Annotated in this window: 20 protein-coding genes; 17 read left to right on the forward strand and 3 right to left on the reverse strand. The window is 63.4% G+C overall.

The genetic code is table 11. The features are described 5' to 3' along the window. Positions 1-14 precede the first annotated feature (14 nt). The 4 genes from folP to BKM74_RS10895 all read left to right on the forward strand — a co-directional run bounded on the left by folP (position 15) and on the right by BKM74_RS10895 (position 4,758). Positions 15-1,133 carry a dihydropteroate synthase gene (gene folP, locus BKM74_RS10880; RefSeq protein ID WP_245825911.1) on the forward strand — a complete coding sequence of 373 codons (1,119 nt, stop codon included), beginning with the start codon at positions 15-17 and terminating at the stop codon, positions 1,131-1,133. An 87-nt stretch (positions 1,134-1,220) separates the two neighbouring features. Beyond that, a complete protein-coding gene (glmM, locus tag BKM74_RS10885; protein ID WP_086465738.1) occupies positions 1,221-2,588 on the forward strand; it encodes a phosphoglucosamine mutase in 1,368 nt (455 codons plus the stop codon). A 4-nt stretch (positions 2,589-2,592) separates the two neighbouring features. Further along, positions 2,593-3,417 carry a bifunctional hydroxymethylpyrimidine kinase/phosphomethylpyrimidine kinase gene (gene thiD / locus BKM74_RS10890; RefSeq protein ID WP_086465739.1) on the forward strand — a complete coding sequence of 275 codons (825 nt, stop codon included), beginning with the start codon at positions 2,593-2,595 and terminating at the stop codon, positions 3,415-3,417. A gap of 153 nt (positions 3,418-3,570) precedes the next feature. Then, positions 3,571-4,758 carry a GGDEF domain-containing protein gene (locus BKM74_RS10895; RefSeq protein WP_176342492.1) on the forward strand — a complete coding sequence of 396 codons (1,188 nt, stop codon included), beginning with the start codon at positions 3,571-3,573 and terminating at the stop codon, positions 4,756-4,758. On the opposite strand, the gene BKM74_RS10900 is transcribed toward BKM74_RS10895, so the two are convergent. After that, entirely contained in the window at positions 4,709-5,308 is a 600-nt protein-coding gene (locus tag BKM74_RS10900) for a GNAT family N-acetyltransferase (RefSeq protein ID WP_086465741.1), read from the reverse strand. The genes BKM74_RS10895 and BKM74_RS10900 overlap by 50 nt on opposite strands. 29 nt (positions 5,309-5,337) lie before the next feature. Beyond that, a complete protein-coding gene (ehuR, locus tag BKM74_RS10905) occupies positions 5,338-6,732 on the reverse strand; it encodes a MocR-like ectoine utilization transcription factor EhuR (RefSeq protein ID WP_086465742.1) in 1,395 nt (464 codons plus the stop codon). Between the two features lie 129 nt (positions 6,733-6,861). Here ehuR and BKM74_RS10910 point away from each other — a divergent pair, with 129 nt between their 5' ends. From BKM74_RS10910 to BKM74_RS10940, 7 genes are all read left to right on the forward strand, one after another. Next, positions 6,862-7,578, forward strand: coding sequence for an alanyl-tRNA editing protein (locus tag BKM74_RS10910; RefSeq protein WP_086465743.1), 717 nt, complete (start codon positions 6,862-6,864; stop codon positions 7,576-7,578). Between the two features lie 822 nt (positions 7,579-8,400). Next, positions 8,401-11,100: a beta strand repeat-containing protein gene (locus BKM74_RS10915; RefSeq protein ID WP_086465744.1), complete on the forward strand. Its 2,700-nt coding sequence runs from the start codon at positions 8,401-8,403 to the stop codon at positions 11,098-11,100. A 140-nt stretch (positions 11,101-11,240) separates the two neighbouring features. Further along, positions 11,241-12,785, forward strand: coding sequence for a class I SAM-dependent methyltransferase (locus tag BKM74_RS10920; protein WP_086465745.1), 1,545 nt, complete (start codon positions 11,241-11,243; stop codon positions 12,783-12,785). A gap of 49 nt (positions 12,786-12,834) precedes the next feature. Beyond that, positions 12,835-13,623 carry a SapC family protein gene (locus tag BKM74_RS10925; protein ID WP_086465746.1) on the forward strand — a complete coding sequence of 263 codons (789 nt, stop codon included), beginning with the start codon at positions 12,835-12,837 and terminating at the stop codon, positions 13,621-13,623. A gap of 126 nt (positions 13,624-13,749) precedes the next feature. Then, positions 13,750-14,814 carry a calcium-binding protein gene (locus BKM74_RS10930; protein WP_086465747.1) on the forward strand — a complete coding sequence of 355 codons (1,065 nt, stop codon included), beginning with the start codon at positions 13,750-13,752 and terminating at the stop codon, positions 14,812-14,814. Between the two features lie 148 nt (positions 14,815-14,962). Beyond that, complete coding sequence (locus BKM74_RS10935) at positions 14,963-16,774, forward strand: type I secretion system permease/ATPase (RefSeq protein ID WP_086465748.1); 1,812 nt, start codon at positions 14,963-14,965, stop codon at positions 16,772-16,774. A gap of 21 nt (positions 16,775-16,795) precedes the next feature. Then, entirely contained in the window at positions 16,796-18,157 is a 1,362-nt protein-coding gene (locus BKM74_RS10940; protein ID WP_086465749.1) for an HlyD family type I secretion periplasmic adaptor subunit, read from the forward strand. A gap of 7 nt (positions 18,158-18,164) precedes the next feature. On the opposite strand, the gene BKM74_RS10945 is transcribed toward BKM74_RS10940, so the two are convergent. Continuing rightward, positions 18,165-19,433 carry a glycosyltransferase family 4 protein gene (locus BKM74_RS10945; RefSeq protein WP_086465750.1) on the reverse strand — a complete coding sequence of 423 codons (1,269 nt, stop codon included), beginning with the start codon at positions 19,431-19,433 and terminating at the stop codon, positions 18,165-18,167. A 162-nt stretch (positions 19,434-19,595) separates the two neighbouring features. On the opposite strand from BKM74_RS10945, the gene BKM74_RS10950 reads away from it, so the two are divergent. The 6 genes from BKM74_RS10950 (at position 19,596) to BKM74_RS10975 (ending at position 25,827) form a co-directional block, all read left to right on the forward strand. Beyond that, positions 19,596-19,964 carry a helix-turn-helix domain-containing protein gene (locus tag BKM74_RS10950; RefSeq protein WP_086465751.1) on the forward strand — a complete coding sequence of 123 codons (369 nt, stop codon included), beginning with the start codon at positions 19,596-19,598 and terminating at the stop codon, positions 19,962-19,964. Between the two features lie 146 nt (positions 19,965-20,110). Further along, positions 20,111-21,538, forward strand: coding sequence for a calcium-binding protein (locus tag BKM74_RS19090; RefSeq protein ID WP_086465752.1), 1,428 nt, complete (start codon positions 20,111-20,113; stop codon positions 21,536-21,538). A gap of 207 nt (positions 21,539-21,745) precedes the next feature. After that, complete coding sequence (locus tag BKM74_RS10960; protein WP_086465753.1) at positions 21,746-22,267, forward strand: PAS domain-containing protein; 522 nt, start codon at positions 21,746-21,748, stop codon at positions 22,265-22,267. Beyond that, positions 22,242-23,546, forward strand: a complete 1,305-nt coding sequence (locus BKM74_RS10965; RefSeq protein ID WP_086465754.1) for a methyl-accepting chemotaxis protein — start codon at positions 22,242-22,244, stop codon at positions 23,544-23,546. Before BKM74_RS10960 ends, BKM74_RS10965 begins: the two co-directional genes overlap by 26 nt. Positions 23,547-23,633: 87 nt before the next feature. Then, complete coding sequence (locus BKM74_RS10970; protein WP_086465755.1) at positions 23,634-24,515, forward strand: ATP-grasp domain-containing protein; 882 nt, start codon at positions 23,634-23,636, stop codon at positions 24,513-24,515. 118 nt (positions 24,516-24,633) lie between these two features. Next, positions 24,634-25,827 (forward strand): hypothetical protein, encoded by a 1,194-nt coding sequence (locus tag BKM74_RS10975; RefSeq protein WP_086465756.1) that lies wholly within the window; start codon positions 24,634-24,636, stop codon positions 25,825-25,827. Positions 25,828-25,888 lie beyond the last annotated feature (61 nt).

The raw sequence follows: 25,888 nt of genomic DNA on the forward strand, positions 1-25,888 counted from the left end.
CCGACGCTGCGGTGATGACATCGTTTCAACGGGAGGCCTCGCTGCGGCGGGGCCTCGCCGATTCCACCGACCGGCTCTATCTGCGCCCGCTTGGCCTGACCGAAGGCGAGGCAGCCGAGGCCGCCATCGCGGCGGGGCATGCCGTGCGGCTTGCCGGGGCGGCGCGCGGCTTCAGCCTTGCCGATCTCTATCTGCGCAAGGCGGACGGGCGAATCCTCGCCGTTACCGCGACGCCGGCAGGGCTGCGCGACTGGGCGGCGGATGAGGGCCTTACCGAGAAGATCGAGGCCTGGCTCGCGCGGCTGTCGATGCCGCGCCCGGATTTTGCCGGGCTGGCGATGGACCGGCCGCAGATCATGGGCGTGGTCAATGTGACGCCCGACAGTTTTTCCGATGGCGGCGATTTCCTCGATTCCGACAGCGCGATCCGGCAGGCAAAGGCGCTGGCCGGGGCCGGCGCTTCGATTCTGGATATCGGCGGCGAATCGACCCGGCCGGGTTCGGTCGATGTGTCGGCGGCGGAGGAACAGGCCCGCGTGGTCCCGGTGATCCGCGCGCTTGCCGGCGAGGGTGCCAGGATCTCCATCGACAGCCGCCGCGCCGCGGTGATGGCGGCGGCGCTGGATGCCGGGGCGGGCATCGTCAATGACGTCACCGCGCTGACCGGCGATCCGGACAGTCTCGATCTGGTGGCGGCGCGGCAGGCACCGACCATCCTGATGCATATGCGCGGCACGCCGCAGACCATGCAGAACGACCCCGACTACCGGTTCGCGCCGCTGGATATCTACGATTATCTGGAAGCGCGGGTGGAGGCCTGCCTGGCCGCCGGCCTGCCGCTGTCACACATCGCCATCGATCCCGGCATCGGCTTCGGCAAGAAAGTGCAGCACAATCTGCAGCTGCTGTCGCATCTGGCGCTGTTCCATGGGCTCAGTTGCCCGGTGCTGCTGGGCGTCTCGCGCAAGGGCTTCATCGGCAAGCTGTCGCGCGGTGAGGAGCCGAAGCGGCGGGTGCCGGGGTCGCTGGCGGCGGCGCTGGAAGGCGTGCGGCAGGGCGTGCAGATGATCCGCGTGCATGATGTGGACGAGACCCGGCAGGCTTTCGCCGTCGCGCAGGCGATGGCGGGCTGAGCGGGCAATCCGTCATCTTTCCTGCATAATGGCGCGCTTTCGGCTATTCTCTGGCCTTCATCACCCGTTTTGGATATACCGCGCGCCATGACGAGAAAATTGTTCGGTACCGACGGCATTCGTGGCACCGCCAACACCCATCCGATGACACCGGAAGTCGCGCTGAAGGTCGCGATGGCGGCCGGCCGGCAATTCATCGGCCAGCGCGGCGGGCACAGGCCGCTGGCGGTCATCGGCAAGGATACGCGGCTGTCGGGCTATATGCTGGAACCGGCGCTGACCGCGGGCTTCATCGCCATCGGCATGGATGTGGTGCTGGTTGGGCCGATGCCGACGCCGGCGGTCGCCATGCTGACACGCTCGTTCCGCGCCGATCTCGGCGTCGTCATCTCGGCCTCGCACAATCCCTATGAGGACAACGGCATCAAGCTGTTCGGGCCGGACGGCTTCAAGCTGTCGGACGAGGTCGAGCTGGAGATCGAGCGGCGCATCGAGATCGGGCCGGAGATGTATCTGGCCGACCCCGCCAAGCTGGGACGGGCGCGCCGGCTGGAAGATGCCGGCGGCCGTTATATCGAATTCGTGAAGAACACCTTCCCCCGGGGCAGCCGGCTGGATGGCCTGCGCATCGTTGTCGATTGCGCGCAGGGCGCTGCCTACAAGGTGGCGCCGCGCGTGCTGTTCGAGCTGGGCGCCGACGTCATTCCCATCGGGGTGGAGCCGAACGGCTTCAACATCAACGACAAGTGCGGTGCAACCGCCCCGCAGGCGATGCGGGACGCGGTGCTGCAGCATGGTGCCGACCTGGGCATCGCGCTGGACGGCGACGCCGACCGGCTGATCGTCTGCGACGAAAAGGGCCAGATCATTGATGGCGACCAGGTGATGGCGCGGATCGCCGGCTTCTGGCATGCCAATGGCCTGCTGAAGGGCGGCGGCGTGGTCGCCACTGTCATGTCCAATCTGGGGCTGGAACGCTATCTGGGAGGCCTCGGCCTCGCGCTGGTGCGGACGTCCGTGGGCGACCGCTATGTCGTGGAGCGGATGCGCGCCGAAGGGTATAACCTTGGCGGCGAGCAATCCGGGCATATAGTCATGAGCGACTATGCGACGACCGGCGACGGTCTGATCGCGGCGTTGCAGGTTCTGGCGGTGCTGGTGGAATCGGCGCGGCCGCTGTCGGAGGTGGCGCGGGTGTTCACGCCGCTGCCGCAGGTTCTGAAGAATGTGCGCTATGGCAAGGGTACGCCACTGGAGGAGAAACCGGTGCGCGACGCCATTGCGGAGGGCGAGGCGCAGCTGGCCGGGCAGGGGCGGCTGCTGATCCGCAAGTCCGGCACGGAAAGTGTCATTCGGGTCATGGCGGAAGGGGAGGATGCGGCATTGATTAACCGGATCGTGGACGACATCGTCGCGGCCGTGCGGGAAACCGCCGGTCAGAAGGTTGCGGGGTAGGCCGATGCGTGGACGCGTGCTGATCGTCGCCGGCTCCGATTCCGGCGGCGGGGCCGGCATTCAGGCCGACATCAAGACGGTGACGGCGCTGAACGGCTATGCCATGACGGCGATCACGGCACTGACAGCGCAGAATACGCAAGGCGTGTTCGGTATCCACGAGGTGCCGGTCGATTTCGTGCGCCAGCAGATGGCCCTGGTGCTGCAGGATATCGGCGCCGATTGCGTGAAGACCGGGATGCTGCACCGGCCGGCGGTGATCGAGGCGGTGTGCGCCGAACTGGATGCCCATGCCAAGGACGTGCCGCTGGTTGTCGATCCGGTGATGGTGTCGCAGAGCGGGCACAGGCTGCTCGACACCTCGGCGATGGACGTGTTGAAGCGCGACCTGATCCTGCGCGCCACGGTGCTGACCCCCAACGTGCCGGAGGCGGAGCTGCTGACCGGCATGACGATCCGCGATACCGACGACATGCACCATGCCGGCCAGATGCTGCTGACGCTGGGGCCGCAAGCCGTGCTGATGAAGGGCGGGCATATTCAGGGCGAAACCGTTACCGATCTGCTGGTCATGCAGAATGGGACCCATGTGCTGACCGGCAGCCGGATCGACACCAACAGCAACCACGGTACCGGCTGCACCCTGGCCTCGGCGCTGGCCTGCGGTCTTGCCCAGGGGCTGGATCTGCAGCACGCCGTCGAACGCGCGCGGACCTATCTGCGCGAAGCGCTGCGCACGGCGCCAGGCTTCGGCAAGGGCAGCGGCCCGCTGAATCACGCGCATCCTTTCGCCGGCTCCGGCCAAGACTTCACGGAAATACCGAATTAGCGTTCGTTATTTTTCATTCAGGGGTTATTTTTATTTTTTGGTAATTTTTTTAATGTAGGAAAGCGATGAGAAGGAATTCTCGTCGCTTTTCTGTTTCCAGTCCGGCTCAAGATGATCCTTGATACGCGCACATTGGTCCTGGTGGCCTTCGGAATGGCAATCACGGCCGCCGTGACCTTTGCCGCATCCTGGCGATTCAACCGCGATATCACGGCACTGCGCTTCTGGGTCTGGACCTATCTGCTGAATGCGCTGGGGTTGTTGCTGATTGTCCTGAACCCGAGTGGCCAGGTTTCCTGGCTGCTGCTGGGCAGCAATACGGCCTTCTGCATGGCGGCCTTGCTGCTGCTGTGGGGATCGCGCAGTTTCCTGGGCCGTCCGCGTCCCTCCGCGCTCTTCATGGCCGCCCCGGCGATGGCGATCCTGGCGATGGCCTATTTCATCTTCGTCGATTTCGACTATCGCGCACGCGTGCTGATCTCCGCCCTCTATCTCGGCCTGATGGCCATGGCGGCGGCTTGCGAGCATTTCCGGCCGGGGGCCGCGCGCGGCAGTGCGCCGGTGAAGGTGATGGGCGTGCTGCAGCTCATCCATGGCACCTCGCAATGGGGGCGCTTTCTGGTCGTCGCCATATGGGGCGGTGGCGATAAACTGCTGGAAGTGAATGCCGTGCAGACGGTGGTGTTTTTCGAGGCCTGCCTGATGATCGTGGCGGTGCCGATTGCCTGTCTGCTGATGGCAACCGAACGGCTGCACGAGAATCTGCGCCGCATGGCGATGACCGATGACCTGACCGGCCTGCTGAACCGCCGTGCCTTCCTGGATGAGGCAAGGCGTCATTTCGCCCGCACGCTGCGCCAGGGGGCGCCGCTGTCGGTGCTGATGATCGATATCGACCGTTTCAAGAAGATCAACGATGCCAAGGGCCATGACGCGGGCGACGCCGTGCTGGCCGCCTTTGCCGACGCGTTGCGTGCCGGGTTGCGCAAGAGCGACCTGCCCTGCCGCTATGGCGGGGAGGAGTTCTGCGTCGTGTTGCCGGACACCGACATGGAGGGCGCCGCGACGCTGGCGGAAACCCTGCGCCGGCGTTTTGCCGCGGTGGAGGTGGATTATGACGGCGAAAAGCTGGGGGCCACCATCAGCATCGGCGTGGCGTCGGCCCTGCCGTCCATGCACATGATCGAAGAAGCGATCTCGAACGCCGACCGGGCGCTCTATGGGGCAAAGCGCTCCGGCCGGGATTGCGTGATCCGCTTCGATGTCGATGCGGACGGTGAAAAACCGTCGCTTACTTACCGAAGCCGCCCTGTGCCAGCCGCTCGACCAGCCGCGTCCTGACCGCCGGCCATTCCTCGTCGAGGATGCTGAAATAGACCGAATGGCGGATCCGGCCGTCGGGCATGATCATGTGCTTGCGGAAGGTGCCTTCCTGAACCGCGCCCAGCCGGCCCAGCGCGGTCTGCGACTTCACGTTCAGCTGGTCGGTCTTGAACTCGACCCGCATGCAGCCCAGCACTTCGAAGGCGTGCTGCAGCATCAGCATCTTCGCCTCCGTGTTCACATGGCTGCGCTGGAAGGCAGGATCGATCCAGGTCCAGCCGATCTCCAGCCTTTTGTTCTTGCGGTCGATGGCGGCGAAACGGCTGGAGCCGACGATCCGGCCGCTGGCCTTGTCCATGGTGGTGAAGGGCAGGGCCGATCCCGCAGACTGCCCGTCCAGCGCTTCCTGTAGATAGGCGCGCATGCCTTCGGTCCCGGTGGCCGCGGTCGGCGAGTAGAGCCACAGCGCCGGCTCCCTGCCGGCCTCGGCCAGGCCCGGCAGATGATCCATCGATAGCGGCTGCAGCGTTACATGCTGGCCGGACAGGGTTACGGGCTTTACGTCCATGTGCGGGGCTCCGGGAGTTTGGTGTTGGGTCAGACGACGGCGAGATAGCGGGTGTCGGCGGCCTGCGGGATCAGCTCGCGCAGGATGTTCAGCCCCTGGCGCACCGCCTCCGCGCTGGCCGGCGAGCCGAGGCAGATGCGCACCGCCTCCTCCTCGTGGCGGCGGCCGACGGCGAACACGTCGGTCGGCGCGATCAGCACACCGCGCTGGCGGGCTTCGGCGACGAAATCGGTGGCGCGCCACGGTGCCGGCAGCTTCATCCACAGATGATAGGCCTGTGGTGAGGCGCTGCCGGCGAGCGGACCCAGCACGGCGCGGGCGATGGCCTGTCGGCGCGCGGTTTCCTGCCGCCGGTTCGTGGCGATGCTGTCGGCGACACCGCTGTCGATCCAGTCGGCGGCGATCTCGCCCATCAGCGGCGGCACCATCCAGGTGGTGGCGCGCACCGCCGCCATGATGCGCGGCTGGAAGCGCCGGGGCGCGGCCAGGCAGCCGATGCGCAGGCCGGGCGCCAGGCTCTTCGACAGGCTGGTGAGATAGAGCGTCTGCTCCGGCGCGCGGGTGGCGATGGGGGCGGGGGCGTCTGGCGCCAGAAAGCCGTAGATATCATCCTCGACGATGGGCACGCCATAGCGTTCGGCGATATGCGCCAGCGCCGCGCGCCGCCCCTCGCCCATGATCGTGCCGGTCGGGTTCTGCAAGGTCGGGATCAGGTACAGCGCCCGGGGCGACAGCGTGCGGCAGGCAACGTCGAAGGCTTCCGGCAGCACGCCCTCGCCATCCATGGCAAGGCCGCGCAGCTGCAGCCGCATCATCTCGGCGATGGCGCGGATTCCGGTCCAGGTCAGCGCGCCGCACAGCACCACATCGCCCGGCTCGGCGACGGCGGCTATCGCGGCGCTGATCGCATGCTGCCCGCCGGTGGTGAGCACCAGCCGGTCGGCCTCGGTGGGGAAGCGGTGCTGCCGGCCAAGCCACGCCGCGACCGCCTGGCGCACCTCCTCCGGCCCGTCGAAATTGCCATAGGGCAGCAGATGCGCCAGATCGTTGCGCCGGGCGAGTGTCTCCAGGCTGCCGCGCAGCGCGGCTTCGGCCAGCGGCTCGGCGGGCGGGTAATTCAGGCTCATATCCACCACGCCGTCGCGCTCCGGCGGCGCGTGATACAGCGCATCGGCGGGCGCACGCTGGGCGATGAAGCTGCCGCGCCCGACCTCGCCGACCAGCAGCCCCAGCCGCTGCGCCTCGGCATAGGCGCGCGTCACCGTGCCCACCGTCACCCCCAGCAGATAGGCGAGGTCACGGTGCGTCGGCAGCCGGTCGCCGGGCACCAGCCGGCCGGCCTCGATATCGCGGGCGATGGCCTCGGCAATGGCGCGGTAGCGCGGGCCGGGGATTGTCGCTATATCGGGGTGCCACTTGCTCATGGCGTAACGGTACAAAGCGCAGGAAATCGCGACAATCGTAAAAATGTACCGGTGACAATTAAAGTAAGTGCGCCCGCCTGTACCCCTCCGGACAGGGCGCTATAATCGCCCCGGATAAAGGAGGACCGCATGACCGAGGAACTGTTCCGCACCGATTCCTACCTGAAGGACTGCACCGCCATTGTGGTATCGGCCGGGCCGGAGGGCATCGTGCTGGACCGCACCGTGTTCTACCCGATGGGCGGCGGCCAGCCGGGCGACAGCGGGGAATTGCGGCTGGCGGACGGGCGGACGCTGCGGATAGCCGATACCCGCAAGGGCGAAACGGGAATCCTGCATGTCCCTGAAGAGCCGGAGGCGGCATCCGCACTGGCCCCCGGCGATGCGGTGACGGCCGTACTCGACTGGGAGCGCCGGCACCGCCACATGCGCATGCACACGGCGCTGCATCTGATGTGCGCCAGCGTGCCGGGCGACGTGACCGGCGGGCAGGTCGGGGCCGAGCGCAGCCGGCTGGATTTCGACCTGCCGGAAGTGAGTTTCACCAAGGAGGAACTGGCGGACAGGCTGAACGCGCTGATCGCCGCCGACCATCCGGTCAGCGCCCGCTGGATCACCGATGCCGAGATGGCGGCCCAGCCGGAGCTGGTGCGCACGCTGTCGGTGAAGCCGCCGATGGGTGCCGGCACGGTGCGGCTGATCTCTGTGGCGGGCGACACGGTCGATCTGCAGCCCTGCGGCGGCACCCATGTCGCGCGCACCGGGGAGATCGGGCCGCTTACCGTGGCGAAGATCGAGAACAAGGGACGGCAGAACCGCCGCATCACCATCGCGTTTGCGGAGTAGGGCGGGGGCGCGGAGTAGGGGGGACTAATTATGAATCGTCACCCTCGGGCTTGACCCGAGGGTCCAGCCGTCCGTGCCAAACGCTCGGTCAATGGATGGTCGGATCAAGTCCGACCATGACGACAGAGAAAGCGTTTAGAAGCTGCTTTGCCCCGGATCGAGTGAGAGACTGTAAAAGCGTTCCAGCCCCATTTCCTCCGTCTTTTCAGGGACAAGCGCCCGATCCCTGCGATAGCGCGGGAAGAAAATGAGCCAACCGCGATAGAGTTGCCGCAAATGCAGTCCCATCAAATAAGGCGAAGTCGGACAGTCATTTCTGGTTAGAAAGTCACTGTACAAGTAATAAATCAAGCGCGCTGATAATAATCATCTTGTAAAGTTCGATTGTGACAATATGAATTCCCGTACGAAACGCCGCTACGTCCGATCAGAAACCGCGATACGCCCGTCAGGCAGCCGGATCATATTGCCCAATACACAAGTCAACCGAATTAAATTCTGCCAATCCGTGATATATCACGGCTCGTTGCCTGATCTGTTGCGGAAATGCAACGCATCTGCGCTTACCGCTATTTATCGTGGCCGGGTTGGCATTTGCCTCTTGGCGAACCATTCGACAACGGGTAAAACCGGGGGGCGTTTGAACAAGCGCTGTAACTGCGTCCACCGCCTGGCGAGTTCAGGGATGTCGCCGGCAGCGGTGTTCACACAGTAAGGTTGGGCGGCGCGAGCCTGCTCGTATGTTGGGGAAGCTGTGGGGCCAAGGACGGGACACCGTCACGCCGCCAGGGGAACCAGGGAAAACTAAGGGAGCTATTAGTAATGGCAACTATCACTGGTACGGACGCCAGCGATTTCCTCGTCGGCACCGACGATGGCGATCTGGTCAACGGCGGGCTCGGTAACGACACCATTCGCGGCCTTGGCGGCAACGACACGCTGAACGGCGCCGAAGGCAATGACGACCTCGATGGCGGCGACGGCAATGACTACCTGATCGGTGGCGCCGGTAACGACACGCTGCAGGGCGGCATGAATGCCGACACGCTGGAAGGCGGCGACGGAAATGACGTGCTGCGCGGCGGCAAGGGCTTCGACTCCATTGATGGTGGTGACGGCAACGACACCATCTATTCCGGCCTTGGCCAGGACACGCTGACCGGCGGCGCCGGTGCCGACGTGTTCGTGCTGCGCGGCGATGATCCGAACTTTCCGGGCGCGCTGAAGGCCCCGACCATCACCGACTTCGTGGCCGGCACCGACACCATTGCCATCCAGGGTGCGACCGCGGACGAGATCACCACGGCGCTGACCGCTCAGACCACGGTCGATGGCGGCGTGTCCTTCGAGATCAACGGCGCGACCGTTGTCGTGAAGGGCACCGGCCTGACCTCGCTGACCGCGTCCAATGTCACCACCGAGGACGGGATTCCGGAGAATAATCCTGGTCAGAGCTTTACGCTGACGACTGGCACAGATACGCCGGCTGCGACCTCTGGGAATGACACTATCACTGCTGGCGCTCTTGCGCCGGACGGTACGACCGCGGCCACGACGCTGAATGCTCTTGACGTCATTGATGGTGGTGCCGGAACTGATACGCTGATTTTGGACACCACAGGCAACCAAAATCAGAGTGTTCTTGGTACAATTACGAATGTTGAGAATCTCACGTTCGTGGGAACTGGCGCAGCTATTGCTGACGTTGCAGCTGCTACTTTCTCGGGTACCATCAAGTACCAGCAGACGGCTGATACTGCAGTGGCTGTTACGGGTGTCACTGGTCAGACAATCGCAATTGATCGTGTTGCCGATGCTACCACTGTGACGGCCGGCTATGCTGCCACCCAGGCGTCGGCAACTCTGACTGCCGCGGCCCCGGTCGGCGATGCTACTTTCAGTATTTCTGGCACTGGCCTGAAGACGGCAAACCTGACGGTTGACAAGACGGCAACCGGCAAGAGCGTAACTGTCGCAGATACGGGTAACACAACCACCGCGGTAAATATCACGGCTTCTGGTGCAAGCACTGTTGTTGCCAACTCTACCGCCTTGGCAACGGTCAGTGTTGGTGGTGCTGGCTTGGTTAGCCTTACGCTTGGCACCGCCGCGGCAACCAGTGTTGATGCCTCTGCGTCTACTGGCGGTTTGAATTTGGCCACTGCTATGGCTACTGGTGCTACTTTCACCGGCGGCGCAGGTAAGGATACCGTCACGATTGGTGCTAGCACCGTTGCCAGCACCATGGGGGCTGGAGATGACACGGTGAATCTCTCTGTCGCTGCCTTGGGTTCGGGCGGTTCTGTTGATGGTGGGGATGGCTCCGATACTATTTCGCTGTCTGCAGCCAATGCGGCTACCGCTTCTGCGACTACTACTTTCGCTGCTTCTATCTCAAACTTCGAGAAATTCGGTGTTGGTCTGGCGGGTGCGGCTACTACAATTAATGCCGACAACATTGATGGAATCACTCACATTGTGAGTGCGGGTACTTCGAATACCTTTACCCTTACTGTCAATAACCTGGCCGCTAACTCGACTTTTGAGCAGACTGCAGCGCTTGGAACAACTGCAGGAGCAACGCTGAACCTGAAGGATGCAACCGGTACCAGCGATGTGTTGAACTTGAAGTTCTCGGCAACGGACGGTTTCACTAACGGCACAGCAATCACAGCCGCCGGCGTTGAAACTCTGAATATTGTTACCGACGATACTGACACTACTGCGCCGACCACAGTGTTCACTATTCCGATAACTGCAACCTCGGTTAAGTCGGTTACTGTCAGCGGCGATGTTGGTATTGATCTGACTGGTCTGACTGCGACCACCTTGACTTCGCTGGATGCTTCTGGCGTGACGGCTACTGGTGCCGCTGGTGCGGTTACCATTACGACCGGTGCGCTGGCTGCGGCTGCTACTCTTACTGGTGGCGCGGGTAACGATACCATCAACGCTTCTGCCGCAACTAAGGCTGTGACGCTGACCGGTGGCGCTGGTGGTGATACGCTGACCGGCTCGTCGACAGTTGCCAGCACTATCAATGGTGGTGATGGCAACGATATCCTAACCGGCGGTGCTGGCGCGGATACGATCAACGGTGGTGCCGGTAATGACCAGATCACCTCTGGTGCTGGCCTTGACATTGTTGACGTCGGGACGGGTACCGATACTTTTATTGTGACAGCCAATTCGAACGGCAACATCTATGCTACTATCAGTGGTATGGGGTCGGGCGACAAAGTTGACTTCCTTGCTGGTGGTGCTGCTGCGACCTTTACGACGGCTGCGATCACTCTGGCTTCGACAGCAGCTTTCGCTGATTTCCTGCAGGCATCCGCTGCAGGTGGTGCTGATCGTGTGGTTTGGTTCCAGTTTGGTGGAGACACCTATCTTGTTCAGGACGTAACGGCTGGTGCGACCTTCACGAACGGTGCCGACCAAGTAGTTAAGTTGTCCGGTCTGATCGATCTCAGCACTGCGACCATCGATGGTGCTGGTACTAATGTCCTTACCCTCGGGTAAGGGTCGAAAAAGTCAGGTTCTTTCTTTTTAATAAAAAGTAGAACTAGGCTATGAACCCCACTGCCTTTTAGGCAGTGGGGTTTTCTTTACGAAAGAGCCAAACTAGCTGCACGCAAAAAGTAATTGCTGGGAGAGCCGAAATGACATCATGGACGTCGGGCTATGTGGCGGAGCTGGAATATTCGCAGGGCGTCTATCGCGAGATGGCACCGGCGCTGCTGCGCCTGAATTTGCTGCTGAAGCAGGCGGACGCCTCCGCGCTCACCGGCCAGCCCCCCAGTACGCCCCTGCGCTATGCCGAGCTGGGCTGTGGCCACGGTCTGACAGCCACGATGATCGCGGCATCGCATCCGGGTGCCGAGGTGCATGCCACCGACTTCAACCCCGCCCATGTCGCCGGGGCACGCAAGCTCGCCGCCCAGGCCAATCTGAAGAACATCCAGTTTTACGAGCATAGTTTCGCCGAGTTTCTGTCGGCCGATCTGCCGATGTTCGACGTGGTGGCGCTGCATGGCGTCTATAGCTGGATCAGCGAGGAGAACCGCGCGCTGATCCGCGATTTCCTCTATGCCAGGCTGAAGCCGGGCGGGGTCTGCTACATCTCCTACAATGTGCTGCCCGGCTGGGCGCCCGCAATGCCGATGCGCAAGCTGATGATCGAGCTGGGCGAGGGCAACAAGGCGCAGCCGATGGCTACGCGCATCGATGACGCGCTGGACTTCATCGGCCAGATGCAGAAGACCAATGCCGGCTATTTCAAGGCCAACCCGCTGGCGGCGACGCGGCTGGAGGGCATGGCCAAGCACAGCCGCAACTACCTTGCCCACGAGTACATGAACCGCGACTGGAACATCTTCTACCATAGCGATGTGGCGCGGGAACTCAGCCAGGCGAAGCTCACTTTCGCGGCTTCCGCCCATACCGGCGACCATGTCGATATCGTCAATCTGACGGTGGACCAGCAGCAGCTTCTGGCCACGCTCACCGATCCGGCGGTGCGCGAGACGGTGCGCGATTTCTGCGTAAACCAGCAGTTCCGCCGAGACATCTTCGCCAAAGGGCTGCTGCGCCTGTCGTCGCAAGAGCAGGGGGTGGCGCTCAGCGCCACCCGTTTCGCACTGACTGTGCCGCGATCCTCCCTGGCGCTGAAGGCGGCCTTCCCGGTCGGTGAGGTCAATCTGCAGGCGGAAGTCTATGAGCCTGTCGCAGACGCGCTGGCGGAAAAGCCGAAGAGCATCGCCGAAATGCTGGCCGTCGAGCCGCTGAAGGCGATGGGCTACCAGAAGCTGCTGCAGGCGCTGGTAATTCTCACCTCCAGCGGGCAGGCCGCCCCGGCGCTGGAGGACAAGGCGGCGCGCGAGGCGAAGCCGCATTGCGACCGGCTGAACGCGGCGCTGATCGAGCGCGCGCGCACCGCCGCCGACATCGCCTATCTGGTCAGCCCGGTCATCGGCTCCGGCGTGCAGGTGGATCGCTTCAGCCAGCTGATGCTGCTGGGGCGGAAACAGGGCCAGAAGGATCTGGCGGGTTTCGTCTGGTCCGTGCTGTCGGCGCAGAACCAGCGCATCCTGAAGGACGGCAAGACGCTGGAAACGCCGGAGGAGAATCTGGCGGAGCTGAAGACCCGCGAGGCCGACTTCACCGCCAAGACCCTGCCGCTGCTGGCCTATCTCGGCATCGCCTGACGGTGGCGGTGCCGCCTCGACGCCTGTTCCGAAACCCGAGTAAGCAACCATGTACAAATCCCTCGTACCCGTCTCCCCCGAACGCCACGGCGGTAAGGCCTGGCGCGGCTTCTCCAGCTATCTCTATGCTGCGGGCGAGGCCGTGCTGCCGCTCTGCGCCGCCGAACTGCCGCGTGCCGCAGCCGATATGCCGGTCGGCTTTCTGCGCCAGAATGATGTCGTGTCTCCCGTCGCCATCTGCTCGCTGGTGCCGGGCCGGAATTTCTACATCGCGCCTGAGGGGCGTTGGCTGGGGAGCTATGCGCCCGCGATCCTGCGCGCCTACCCTTTCGCTCTTGTGGCGGGCGAAGGCGGTAAGCGACTGGTTTGCGTGGATGAGGAAAGCGGTTTGCTGCTGGAAGCGCCGGACGCAGAAGGGGCGGACCCCTTCTTCGACGACAAAAACCAGCCCGCCGGCAAATTCGCACAGGTCGTGGACTTCCTGACGCATCTGGAGCGCGACCGGCAGGCTACGGCAATGCTTTGCGCGCTGCTGGACAGCCATGGGCTGTTCGCCGACTGGCCGCTGAAGGTGGATGCGGGGCAGGGCGCACAGGACGTGACTGGTATCCTGCGCATCGACGAGGCGAAGCTGAACCAGCTTTCCGACGCGGCCTTCCTGGAATTGCGCAAGGCAGGCGCGCTGCCCTTCATCTACACGCATTTGCTCTCGACCCAGCGATTGCCGGTGCTCTCGCGTCTCGCACAGCTGCAGACCCAGCTCCAGCAGCGCCAGCCGACCCTGGATGATGCTTTCGAGATGCCGCTCGACGATGATTTCGAGTTCAATTTCGATTAGGGGTCTGTGGGTGCGTCAATCTGTCGCATGACGCACCCGCCGGAAAAATACCTCCAAAGGTGGAAATTCGGGCCGCCCTTTCCTTACAATTAATCGCAGCGAAAATAAGGGGGTAAGGAGGGAGTCGTGGCGAAGATCGTGATCGAGTGTCTGCCGGTGAGCGAAGCGCCGGTCGCCTTGCCGCCGGGGGCGGACCCGCAGCATCTCTACCTCGTGTTCATCGACGACGACGGCAATGAGCAGGTGATCCGCGGCGACGGCCCGACCGGCATCATCGAGACCCAGGCCGGTATCCCGCTCTCCGAGAGCAAGGACGCGCGCGGCACCGCCACGCCGGAGGAGCGCAACCAGGCGGATGTTGAGCTGATGGGGCGCGACCCGGGCGAGGTCTGGGCCACCATGGTGGAGCACGCCAAGGCCATCGCCGCGGCGGAGGTTCCCTATCGCTTCTACGAGAACGCGCAGAACAGCAATTCGGTCGTGTCCTCCTCGCTGAATTCGGTCGGCATCGACATCGATTTGAACATGCCGGCGGGAAAGAACAATGATCAGGGCCACTTCACCGGCATCGAGAACAAGATCGACGCGGTCACGCCGCCTGCCGTGAACTGGACGTTCCAGATGACCGACGATATCCGCCTGCTGCGGGCCGGGGCCGGCAACGACACCATCACCGGCACGGAGGGCAACGACTCGATCTATGGCGGCGAGGGCAGCGATTCGGTCTTTGCCGGACTGGGGCATGATCTGCTGGATCTGACAGGAACCACGGCAGCCAACATCCTGAACGGCGGCAACAATGCCGACACCATCCTGGGCGGCGCTGGCGGCGACGAGCTGCGCGGCGGCAAGGGGCTGGACAGCATCGTCGGCGGCGCCGGCGACGACACCATCTTCTCCGGCCTCGGCAAGGACACGCTGACCGGCGGCGACGGCGCCGACATCTTCGTGCTGCGCGGCTTCGATGCCCGTTATCCGGGGGCGGTCCTGGAACCGACCGTGACCGACTTCGAGACCGGCGTTGACCAGATCGCGATCCAGGGCGTCAGCGAAGCCGAGATCGCCGCAGCCCTGCTGGAGCAGGAGACCGTGGACGGGAACGTGCAGTTCACCATCGTTGGCGCGACGGTCACCGTGATGGGGGTTTCCAGCCTGACCACGGACAATGTCATCGTGGCGGATTTCGTATAGCGGGGGCCGTATTCCCCGCGTCTGCGACCTGACGCCGCGCATCGCTTTACGCCTACCGGCTGCTCGGTTATAAACTCACTGTACTTCCGCGGGGCAGCCGGCCTTAATGCGCGGCGCGCGGCCACAGCAACGAAGCGAATCACTCAGAATGCAGACAGCGAGATCCGAAGCGGGCGCGGCGATCCAGCAATGCCGCGGCATGCTCTTGGCCACGGCGGTTTTCAGCTTTTTCGTGAACCTACTGCAGCTCGTTGCGCCGCTGTTCATGCTCCAGGTCTATGACCGTGTGCTGCAGAGCCGCAGCGGCGAGACGCTGGTGGCGCTGGTTGTCATCGCGGTCGTGCTGCTGATCGTCATGGGCCTGCTGGAGGCGATCCGCAGCCGGGTGCTGGTGCGCATGGGCGCGCGCATCGATCAATTGATGGGCGGCCGGCTGTTGCAGGCGTTGCTGGAGATCACCAACCGCAGCGGCCGCGGCCAGGAAAGCCAGGTGCTGCGCGACCTCGACACGCTGCGCAATTTCATGACGACCAGCGGTATCTTCGCGCTGTTCGACGCGCCCTGGGTGCCGGTCTTCATCTTCGTCATGTTCCTGTTCCACCCGATGATCGGCGCGGTCGGCGTGGCTGGCGCGGTCATCCTGTTCGCGCTGGCGCTGGCGACGGAGCTGCGCACCCGCGACCCGCTGCGCCTGGCCAGCATGTATGCCTCGCGCGCGAATGATTTCGCCGAAACCAGCCGGCGCAATGCCGAAGTGGTGCAGTCGCTGGGCATGATCGGCGGCGTGCGGCGCAAATGGCAGGGCATGCACGATGCGGCGCTGTCGTTGCAGTCGATCGCCAGCGACCGGGCCGGCTCCATCACGGGCGCCAGCCGAGCCTTCCGTTTCACGCTGCAGGTCGCCATCCTGGCGGTCGGTGCCTATTACGTTCTGCAGCACGAGATTACGCCAGGCGTGATGATCGCCGGCTCGATCATCATGGGCCGGGCATTGGCTCCGGTCGAGCAGGCGATCGGCGTGTGGCGCCAGTTCATCCAGTCGCGTTCCGCCTATGACAGGATCAAGACGCTGCTTGCCAAGGCGCCGCCGAAGCAGCCCTCGATGCCACTGCCGGCCCCCAAGGGCAAGCTGCTGGTGGACAAGGTTGTGTTCGGTCATCCCGGTGGCAAACCGGTGCTGAAGGGCGTGTCCTTCTCGCTGGAGCCGGGCGAGAGTGTCGGCATTATCGGACCGTCCGCTGCCGGCAAATCGACGCTGGCGCGCATCCTGGCCGGGGCCTGGCTGCCGGCTGCCGGCAGCGTGCGGCTCGACGGTGTCGATCTCGCCACCTGGGACCGCGAGGATGCCGGCCAGTATGTCGGCTACCTGCCGCAGGATGTGGAGCTGTTCGGCGGCACGGTGAAGGAGAATATCGCCCGCTTCCAGGACGCCGAGCCGGAGCAGATCATCGAGGCCGCGCGCAAGGCCGATGTGCACGAGATGGTGCTTCAGCTTCCCAAGGGCTATGAGACGGAGATCGGCGAAAGCGGCTCCTCGCTCTCGGGCGGCCAGCGCCAGCGCCTGGGTCTCGCCCGCGCGCTGTTCGGCAACCCGCGCTTTCTGGTGCTGGACGAGCCCAACTCCAATCTCGACAGCGATGGCGAGGAGGCGCTGCGTCAGACCATCCTGCAGCTGAAGGCGGAAGGTGTGACGGTCGTGGTCATCGCCCATCGCCCCAGCATCCTGTCGGTGGTCGATAAGGTGCTGTTCCTGCGTGACGGCCTGCCGGAAATGTTCGGTCCGCGTGCCGATGTGCTGGCGCGCCTGACCCGCCCGGTGGCCGGTGGCGGGCAACCCGCCATGTCCACGGCAGGCGGGCGTCCGTCCGCACGGCCGCGCATCGCGTCCACCGACAAGAAGGGCGACGATGTCGCCCCGTCCGACGACGCGGCAAAGCCCGCCAGCGGCGACGGCAACTAGCGCAACCGGAAAGTTCTGAACATGTCTTTGCCCCAAATCGCTTCCGGTAAGGCTCTCAACGCAAAGAGCAAGACAGCCGCGCAGCCCTTCCCCGAGCTACAGACCCATGCGCGCGGCCCGATCATGGCCGGCATGATCATCATCGCCGTGATGTTCGGTGGCTTTGGTATCTGGTCCGGGGTTGCCCAGCTTGACAGCGCCGTGGTCGCTGGCGGCGTGGTGTCCGTCGACGGGCAGCGCAAGGCGATCCAGCATCTTGAAGGCGGCATTGTCGCCGATATTCTGGTGGCCGATGGCGACAAGGTGGAGAAGGATCAGGTGCTGGTGCGCCTCGATCCGGTCAGGCCGCGCGCCAATTTGCAGATCGTGCGCGGCCAGCTTGACGCGGCCATGGCGCTGGAAGCGCGGCTGACGGCGGAGCGGACGGGCGCCGAGGGGATCGATTTCCCGCCAATGCTGCTCGACCGTTTGACCGAATCCGAGGTGGCGGACGCGGTGCAGGGGCAGATCATCCTGTTCGAGGCCCGCCGGGAAGCCCTGAAAGGGCAGACCGAAGTTCTGGAAAGCCGGATTCTCCAGCTTCAGGAGGAAATCAGAGGGCTGACCGCGGAACGCGCGGCGAACGGCCGTCAGATGGCGATCCTGAAGGACGAAATCTCAGGCATCCAGGATCTGGTGGGGCGCGGTCTCGTCGCGCGCCCGCGTCTGCTTGCCCTGCAGCGTGCGGTCGCCGATCTGGAGGGCGAGAATGCCCGCCTGAGCGGCAATATCGCCCGCCAGCAGCAGGCGATTGGCGAGTCCCGGCTGCAGATCATCTCGATTCAGAATCAGTTCCGCGAGGATGTGGCGAACCGGCACCGTGAGGTCCAGTCGCAGATTTTCGACCTGCGCGAACGCTACACGGCAGCCCGTGACATTGTGGACCGGATCGAGCTGCGTGCCCCGCACGCCGGGTATGTCGTTAGTCTGAAGGTGCACACCATCGGCGGTATCGTCCGGCCGGGTGAGACCATGATGGAAATCGTTCCGAGCGGCGAGGAACTGGTGCTGGAAGCCCAGGTGCGGCCGGAGGATATCGACAATGTCACGGTCGGCCAGGAAGCCGATGTCATGCTGACCGCCTTCAAGATGCGCAACACGCCGAATGTTCCGGGCGAGGTGGTAACGGTGTCTGCCGACCGGCTGGTGGATGAACGCTCGGGCGCGCCCTATTATCTGGCGAAAGTCCGCATCAACAAGGCGGAGCTGGACAAGCTGGAGCATGTCGAACTGCAGCCCGGCATGCCGGCCGAGATTTTCATCAAGACCGGACTGCGCAGCCCGCTCAACTACATGCTGGAACCGCTGATCGAAAGCGTTAACCGGGCCTTCCGGGAGCCGTAAGCCCTGCTCAGGACGTCGTGAGCGCCGGAGACTTTCCGGCCGCCAGATCGAGGTCCGGTTTCCTGCCGGCGATCAGCGTCTCGATCAGGCCAAGCTGTGCCGGCAGGCAGATGCTGTGCAGGTCGTAGCGATCGATGATGCTCTGGCGCGCGGCCCGGCGCAGATCGGCCATCCTGTCGGGATGGTCCAGCACCCGGTCCACCGCGTCGGCGATGCCGGTGGCCGAGAAGAAATCCACCAGCAGCCCGTTCCGGCCATCCTCAATCGCTTCCATCACCGGACGGGTGGAGGAGCCGATCACCAGGCAACCGGCCGACATCGCCTCCAGCATCGACCAGGACAGCACGAACGGGTAGGTCAGATAGACATGCGCCGAGGATAGCTGCAGCACCTTCACGAAGCTGGAATAGGGGATGCGCCCCAGGAAATGGACCCGGTCCGGGTCGATCTTCACTTCCTTCAGCAGTTCCTCGCGATAGGTCTTGCCGTCGGGCAGCCGGCGCCCGTAGGACACGTCATCGCCGCCGACCATGAGGAAATGCGCCTTGGGCCGGCGCCGGCACATTTCCTCCAGCGCCTTCATATAGACGTGGAAGCCGCGATAGGGCTCCAGATTGCGCGACACATAGGTGATCACCTCGTCATCGCGGCCGAGCGTCACGCCATTGGGCAGGGTGACCCGGATATCAGGCTTCGGCGTCAGCAGCGCGGTGTCCACGCCGTCATGGGTGACGGATATCTTCGGCTGATAGACGGCCGGATGCACCTCGCGCTGCCAGAATGTCGGGCTCATGCCCCAGTCGCAGGAGTCCAGGCTAAGCAGGTTGACGGTGTTCTTCATCCGCAGCCGGAAATAATCGTCCATCGTGTTGGGGTACATCGGATCGAAGCCGCAATCCGCCCCTTCGGCATGATAGAAGAACTCGAAGAAGGCCAGCAGCGGCACATCGGGAAACACATCCTTCACGAACAGCGCCTCGCCCCAGCCCGGATGGGCGCAGATGATGTCCGGCTTCCAGCCCTTCTCCTTCAGCGCGATCAGCGCCCGTGCCACGGCCTGGCCGTGCAGCACGCCGCTCTCGGTGCCGGTCAGGTAATGATGGATATGCGGATTTGGCTCCCGGTGCAGCTTGTAGTCGATGCGGCGGATGCCGCTGACGGTATTGCCGTTCGGCTTGGAGATGAAGACGATGTCGTTTTTCGGATCCGCCTTCAGATGCGTCACCAGATGCTTGTACTGACCTGGGCAATTCTGGTGGATGAACAGGATGCGCACCGCTATCTCTCCTCTTGTGCCGGCCCATCATGCAGGCTGGCGGAACTGGCGTGCGCCCTTTGTAGGGTGCCTGTGCCGGTCTGCCAATATGTCTGCGGTTGCCGGTGTAGTGATTTTCTGATAATCGATAGTCTGATTTGTCGTTACTTGAGAGCGTGTGCCATGTTAGCGCCGAACCATGCCGGGGGCTCGACCGATTCCAAACTGCTGCGGCAGGAGGCGGGCCAGTGGCTGAAACAACTTCGCGAATCCCGTAAATTGACCCAGCGTGAGCTGGCCGAGCGGGTCAATATCAACTATTACACCTTCATTTCCCAGATCGAGGCCGGCAAGGGCCGGGTTCCGCCGGAAAGCTACCAGCTCTGGGCGGATGCGCTGGGCGTGGACCGGGTGGAATTCGTAAAATGCCTGCTGGGCTATTACGATCCCTATACCTATCGCGCCCTGTTTGGCGATCTCTCGGCTGCGGAAGGCGACATCGTCCCGACGGGCGATTCCGATACCGCGGCGGACGCTGCCCGAGAGGCGTAAAGCACAACGCGACCAGCATGTTCGCGCTGGACGTGACGCGCATATCAGGGTAAGCGTTGGAACCAAGAACGGTGGCCAAGCGTTTGTCCTGATGGGGTTTTGTAAGGCGCTTGACCGGAAACGGGATTGAAATCGGCAATCGACCCATGACCGCACAGATCATACCTTTTTCGGCGATCACCCGCCCGGCCCTGGGATGGACCGAGCAGGAAAAGGCCGATCTGTATCGCTGCATGGAAATGCTGGCGAAAGCCGGCGTGCCGTATGAGGCGACCCTCGGCGTGAGCGACGAGGGCGACCCCTGGCTGGTTTTCGAAAATCCGGAGACTGACGAGGTTGCCGTCCATATCGCGCGCATCGGCAATGATTTCATCGCCTACAGCGAGCCCACCGACGAATTGCTCCGGGGCAGCGATTTCCGCGACCTGCTGAACCAGATGGTGGCGGTGCGGCGCCAGGAAGCCGCGATGTCCACCAGCAATGTCTATCACCTGGTGGCCAACGCGGTCACCGGTTTCGCGATCTTCGTGGCCACCGCGCTTATGGCCACGGATGAGGCGCGCGCCGATCAGATCGCGATGCTGATCGTGAACATGCTTGGCAGCGGCGCAGCGCCTTCCGAGGAGGATAATGACGATGCCCGCCCGGCGGGTGACCCCTCGGCGCTGATTGGCAGCCACGGCAAAGAGGATATGGCTGCGTCTGATGCCGCAGGCCCCGATGACGCGGACTCCGACCAGGACGCGGCGGCACGCCAGAAGCCGCCCAGCGTCGAGAATGACGACGCCGATGGCCCGACCATCGCTGACGGGGCAAATGATCCGGAATCGGCCGATCTGGGCGCGGCGGCACTGGCCCTGCTCAATGCTGCGACGACCGGCGAGGAGACGGTGACCGGGATCATCGTTTCCGGAACGGCGGGCGACGATACGCTGCGGGGCGGGGACGGCGACGATCTGCTGACCGGCGGTGCCGGCAAGGATGTGCTGTATGGCGGTGCCGGTAATGACACGATCTTTGGCGGCAGCGGTAATGACACCCTGTTCGGCGAGGACGGGGATGACCGGCTGTATGGTGGCGATGGCGACGACTGGCTCGATGGCGGCACCGGGAATGACACGCTCGCCGGCGGGGCCGGTAACGACACGCTGTCGGGCGGGGATGGTGACGATCTGTTGCAGGGCGGCGCTGGCAATGATCTGCTGATCGGCGGTGCCGGGAACGATACGCTGGAAGGCGGTGCCGGCAATGACACGCTGACCGGCGGGTCGGGGAACAATATCCTCAACGGTGGCGGTGGCGACGATGTGCTGATCCATATCGGCTATGGCGATCTTGCCGGCAATGACACGCTGATCGGCGGCAGCGGCTCCAACCAGTTCGTGCTGCTGGGCGCGCATAACGTGGTTATCGTCGATTACGAGATGGGCGTCGATGCGCTGGTGATCAGCGGCTACACGATCGAAAGCGCCCAGAATCTCGGAGAGGGACTGAAAAATCTGTTCGCCAGCGAGGAGATCGCCGAACTCGTGCTGGCCGGGCTTCCGCCGGAAGTGGTGGAAGGCCTGTTCTGACCGACCGCTGCCGCCACGCGGCTGACGTCCTTGCGTTTACAGACGGCCCGGAGAAATCCGGGCCTTTTCTTTTCTGGCGATCACTTGCCGCCTGCAATTTTTTCGAAATTGATATGGGTCAATTCGGTTGATTTCCAAATCGCCTAACTGTAACCCAGTTGGTGAGGCCTCACTAATTAAACTCTGTTTTCGTAGATAAAGTGAAAAATGTCTGCAAAAATCACTCCAACGGGCCGGGCTGTAAGCTTCGACGAGAACGAGTTTATAGTCTCCAAGACCGATATGCGTGGACGGATTACTTACTGTAACGATGTATTCGTCAGGGTATCCGGCTATTCCGAAGCAGAGCTGCTGGATGCCCCCCACAGTCTGATCCGTCATCCCGACATGCCGCGCTGCGTTTTCAAATTCCTGTGGGATCGCATTTCGGCCGGCCATGAAGTGTTCGCCTATGTGGTGAACCTGGCCAAGACCGGCGACCATTACTGGGTACTGGCGCATGTGACGCCGACCCGGGACGCCACCGGCAAGATCGTTGCCTACCATTCCAATCGCCGGGTGCCGGATGCGGCGGCTGTCGCGGCCATCGAACCGATCTATCGCGAATTGCGGCAGGTCGAGGAACAGGCTGCCGATCGCAAGCAGGGCATGAACCAGGCTTATGAAGCGCTGACGGAAAAGTTGCGGAGCATCGGTAAGAGCTATGACGAATTCGTTCTCTCCCTCTAGCGCGTCGCTGATCGCGCTTCTGGCTGTTCCGCTTGCGGGCGCTGCCGCCATTATGGCCGGCCTCGCTGGTGCATGGCCGCAGGCCGCCCTGTCGGCTGTCGCCGCCCTGCTGGCCCTGTTGTCGGCTGTTGCCATTCGCCTGTCGACCCGTCGGCTGGGCGAGATGATCGAGGTCTGCCGGCGGGTACGTGACGGCGATTTCGAGGCGCGCCTGCTGCATGTGCCGGCGCGCGGCGAGATCGGCCGGCTGATGCATGCGATCAACAATCTGATCGATGTGACCGATGCCTTTGTGCGCGAGGCTGGCGCGTCGATGGAGCATGTCCGCGACAATAAATATTACCGCAAGATCGCGGTGCGCGGCCTGAAGGGCCAGTTTCGGCAGCAGGCGGAGACCATCAACGCGGCGACCGAATCGATCCGCACGCGGATCGGCGCCTTTACCAAGGTGGCCGCCGCTTTCGAGAGCAAGCTGCGCAGCGTGGTCGATACGGTGGCCGATACGGCGACGGGGCTCAGCGGCACCTCGGCTCAGCTTGCCTCGGCGGCAGGTGACACCAGCGAGCGCGCGACCGCGGTTGCCGCAGCGGCCGAGGAAGCCAGCGTGAACGTGCAGACCATCGCTTCGGCGGCGGAAGAGCTGGCCTCCTCCAGCGCGGAGATTGGCCGCAGTGCCAGGGAGACTGCGGAGATTTCCGGTCGCGCGGCCGGCGAGGCGGAGCGTGCCGGCAGCACGGTTTCCAGCCTGGCCAGGGCCGCCGAGGAGGTGGGGGAGGTTTCCGCGCTGATCGGCGACATCGCGGCGCAGACCAACCTGCTGGCGCTGAATGCGACCATTGAGGCGGCGCGCGCCGGTGAGGTGGGCAAGGGCTTTGCCGTTGTCGCGTCGGAGGTGAAGAACCTGGCGACCCAGACCGCCAAGGCAACCGAGGACATCGCGCGCCGGATCGAGGAAATCCAGTCCACCAGCGGCCAGGCGGTGACCGGCATGCAGGCGGTCGCTACGATCATCGAGGAGCTGAGCCAGATGGCCGGCGTGGTGTTGAGTGCGGTCGAGCAGCAGGATCAGGCGACAGCGGAAATCGCCCGCAGCGTGCAGGAGGCATCCAGCGGCACGCACGAGGTTTCGGAGAATGTGGTGATGGTCAGCGCCGCCGCGAGCGAGGCTGGCGATGTGGCCCGGCACAGCCGCGATTCCGCGACCCTGCTGAGCGAGCAGTCCGCCGGGCTGAAGCGCGAGATCGACGGGTTCTTCGACGAACTGCGGCGCGTCGTGTAAGGCTCCTCCGCCGGCTGTCGATTGCGCTTGCTGTGCAGCGTGGCAGTGTTGAGAATGGCTTGCATTTAGCCGTTCCGAAGACCTGCCATGCCCGCACCATCGAGTCCCGTCATCGCCCTCGCGCTCTGTACTGACTGGCCGGATCCGACAATCAGCGAAATCCGCTATGTCGAGGCCCTGCGCGATCAGGGCGCGACCGTGCGATGGGCGCCCTGGACGGCGGATGACCAGTCGGTTTTCCGCACCGCCGATCTGGTGGTGCTGCGCGGCACCTGGGATTACCACCGGCGGCTTGATGCCTATTGCGGCTGGCTGCGCGATCTGGCGGTGGCGGGTGTGCGGGTCGCGAATCCGGTCGGGCTGGTCGAATGGAATCTCGACAAGGCCTATCTGGACGAGTTGGCCACCGGCGGTATCCGCACGCCGGGCCAGGCGGTGCTGCCGCTCGACCCGCTGGCGCTGGCGGCGCTGATGGACGAACGCGGCTGGCAGGAAGCGGTGGTGAAGCCGACAGCGGGCGCCAGCGGCCATGGCGTCAGGCTGGTCGCGCGCGGCGATATTGATGCGCTGTGGCCGGAAATCGCTGAAAGCGTGGCGCCGCACCGGCTGCTGGTGCAGGAATTCATCGGCGCGGTGCGCACCAGCGGCCAGATATCCTTCATCTTCTTCGACGGTATCTTTTCGCACGCTGCACAGCTTATCCCGCGCGCGGGGGAGTTCCGCATCAACTCCGCCTTCCAGCCGGAAAAGCGCGCCTATATACCGGCGTCCGGCGAACTGGCGCAGGCATCAAGCGTGCTGGAAAAGCTGCCGGAGCGCCCGCTTTATGCGCGGATCGACGGAATCTTCGACGGGCCGGATTTCGTACTGCTGGAAGCCGAGGTGAACGAGCCCGGACTGTTTCTCGACCTCGATCCGCAGGCGGCGATGCGCTTCGCCGCGGCGAGCCTTGCGTGGCTAGCACGGTAAGCAGTCTATAATATTCCTTGCATTTTATTTATTTTAACAGACTATTTTACGCAAAGTGATTTTGCTTTAGCCCAAGAATTGGACAAGCCCCGTCATGTCGGTAAGTGAGCATAGAAGCATGCAGCGAGGAAATGCTGGCAGGTCGCCGCTTCTCAACGTCATTCTGAGCGGCGATTCCAGTCTTGCCCTCAATATCCCGAAGATGATGCTGCGCGGCGAGCCGCCAGTCTTTAAGAACCGCTTTCTGAACAATTGCGTAATCTTCAAATATCCGAATTTCGAGGTGCCGACGAACGAAACCGGTCTCGAGGGCATGTACGATTCGGACACGGAAGAGGCGGAATTCTACAAGCCGGTGGAAACCGCGATCTACATCCCGAACGACCATCGTGACCTTGCCGCCGGCGGGTCCGCGATCTATCTGCGGCAGCGCGATTTCGATGCGCTGATGAACGAGATTTTCGGCATCAAGGTCGATGCCGATCTCGACGAGCTGTACAACGACATCCAAATGCTGCGCATCATCGATGAGGTGCCGTCCCTCGATCCCTATCTGCTGCGGACCGAATTGTCGGACTCCGGCTACAAGATGCCGGAAACGGCGTTCCAGACCACGGAACAGGAAGACCGCAAGATCCGCCGGCGCATCGAATCGAAGATCGAGCCCATTCTGAACCGGGCGATTCAGGATGCCGGCGGTGACGCCAATATCAGCCTCGCGCAGAAGCAGCGCTTCCTGAAGGTGCTGTGGAACCCCGATCTGCCGGAAGCGGAAATCTTCATCAAATCCTTCGGCATCGAACGGTCGCAGACCGGTGCCATCTTTACGGCCTGGAAGGGAATCACCTTCTACCAGATCCAGTTCGAGGGCATTGCCGGCTCCCTGCGCAAGGTCTTCAACTATCTGAAGGGCCGCAATCTGGTGCCGCTGGATCAGCGGCTGTACAGCGGCACCGATATCGAACTGCTGAACGCGAAGGTGGCGAAACTCTACTCGCGGCTGCGTGACGCGGTGGATAAGTGCCGCAATATTTTCGCTGCCTATGACGAGGCCTATACATGCTTTGTCGAAAAGAACGATGCACGGCAGTTCAAGCACTTCCTGATGAGCGCTCATCAGAATTACTGGGTGCTCGGCTTCTCGATCATCGCCTGCAAGAACGCCTTCGAGCGGATCCGGAAATACACCCCCCTCGATAAGCCGCTGTCGCTGCGTTTCGACACGATCCTGAAAATGCTGGACGAGGTCAGCATCATCTTTGGCCGCGGCGACGGCAAGCAGGGCATCGATAATCATCTGGAATGGACCTAGCCCAGGGATCTAACCCAGCAGGCCACGCATTGCCGCGGCGGTTTCCGTGTCGGCGAGGATC

The sequence above is a fragment of the Oceanibaculum nanhaiense genome, from assembly GCF_002148795.1.
Classification (GTDB): Bacteria; Pseudomonadota; Alphaproteobacteria; order Oceanibaculales; family Oceanibaculaceae; genus Oceanibaculum; species Oceanibaculum nanhaiense.

Bases quoted from the DNA above. Each gene is read 5' to 3' on its own strand.
- folP (WP_245825911.1), top strand. From the start codon at position 15: ATGACATCGTTTCAACGGGAGGCCTCGCTGCGGCGGGGCCTCGCCGAT.
- glmM (WP_086465738.1), top strand. From the start codon at position 1,221: ATGACGAGAAAATTGTTCGGTACCGACGGCATTCGTGGCACCGCCAAC.
- thiD (WP_086465739.1), top strand. From the start codon at position 2,593: ATGCGTGGACGCGTGCTGATCGTCGCCGGCTCCGATTCCGGCGGCGGG.
- BKM74_RS10895 (WP_176342492.1), top strand. From the start codon at position 3,571: ATGGCAATCACGGCCGCCGTGACCTTTGCCGCATCCTGGCGATTCAAC.
- BKM74_RS10900 (WP_086465741.1), bottom strand. From the start codon at position 5,308: ATGGACGTAAAGCCCGTAACCCTGTCCGGCCAGCATGTAACGCTGCAG.
- ehuR (WP_086465742.1), bottom strand. From the start codon at position 6,732: ATGAGCAAGTGGCACCCCGATATAGCGACAATCCCCGGCCCGCGCTAC.
- BKM74_RS10910 (WP_086465743.1), top strand. From the start codon at position 6,862: ATGACCGAGGAACTGTTCCGCACCGATTCCTACCTGAAGGACTGCACC.
- BKM74_RS10915 (WP_086465744.1), top strand. From the start codon at position 8,401: ATGGCAACTATCACTGGTACGGACGCCAGCGATTTCCTCGTCGGCACC.
- BKM74_RS10920 (WP_086465745.1), top strand. From the start codon at position 11,241: ATGACATCATGGACGTCGGGCTATGTGGCGGAGCTGGAATATTCGCAG.
- BKM74_RS10925 (WP_086465746.1), top strand. From the start codon at position 12,835: ATGTACAAATCCCTCGTACCCGTCTCCCCCGAACGCCACGGCGGTAAG.
- BKM74_RS10935 (WP_086465748.1), top strand. From the start codon at position 14,963: ATGCAGACAGCGAGATCCGAAGCGGGCGCGGCGATCCAGCAATGCCGC.
- BKM74_RS10940 (WP_086465749.1), top strand. From the start codon at position 16,796: ATGTCTTTGCCCCAAATCGCTTCCGGTAAGGCTCTCAACGCAAAGAGC.
- BKM74_RS10950 (WP_086465751.1), top strand. From the start codon at position 19,596: ATGTTAGCGCCGAACCATGCCGGGGGCTCGACCGATTCCAAACTGCTG.
- BKM74_RS19090 (WP_086465752.1), top strand. From the start codon at position 20,111: ATGACCGCACAGATCATACCTTTTTCGGCGATCACCCGCCCGGCCCTG.
- BKM74_RS10960 (WP_086465753.1), top strand. From the start codon at position 21,746: ATGTCTGCAAAAATCACTCCAACGGGCCGGGCTGTAAGCTTCGACGAG.
- BKM74_RS10965 (WP_086465754.1), top strand. From the start codon at position 22,242: ATGACGAATTCGTTCTCTCCCTCTAGCGCGTCGCTGATCGCGCTTCTG.
- BKM74_RS10970 (WP_086465755.1), top strand. From the start codon at position 23,634: ATGCCCGCACCATCGAGTCCCGTCATCGCCCTCGCGCTCTGTACTGAC.
- BKM74_RS10975 (WP_086465756.1), top strand. From the start codon at position 24,634: ATGCAGCGAGGAAATGCTGGCAGGTCGCCGCTTCTCAACGTCATTCTG.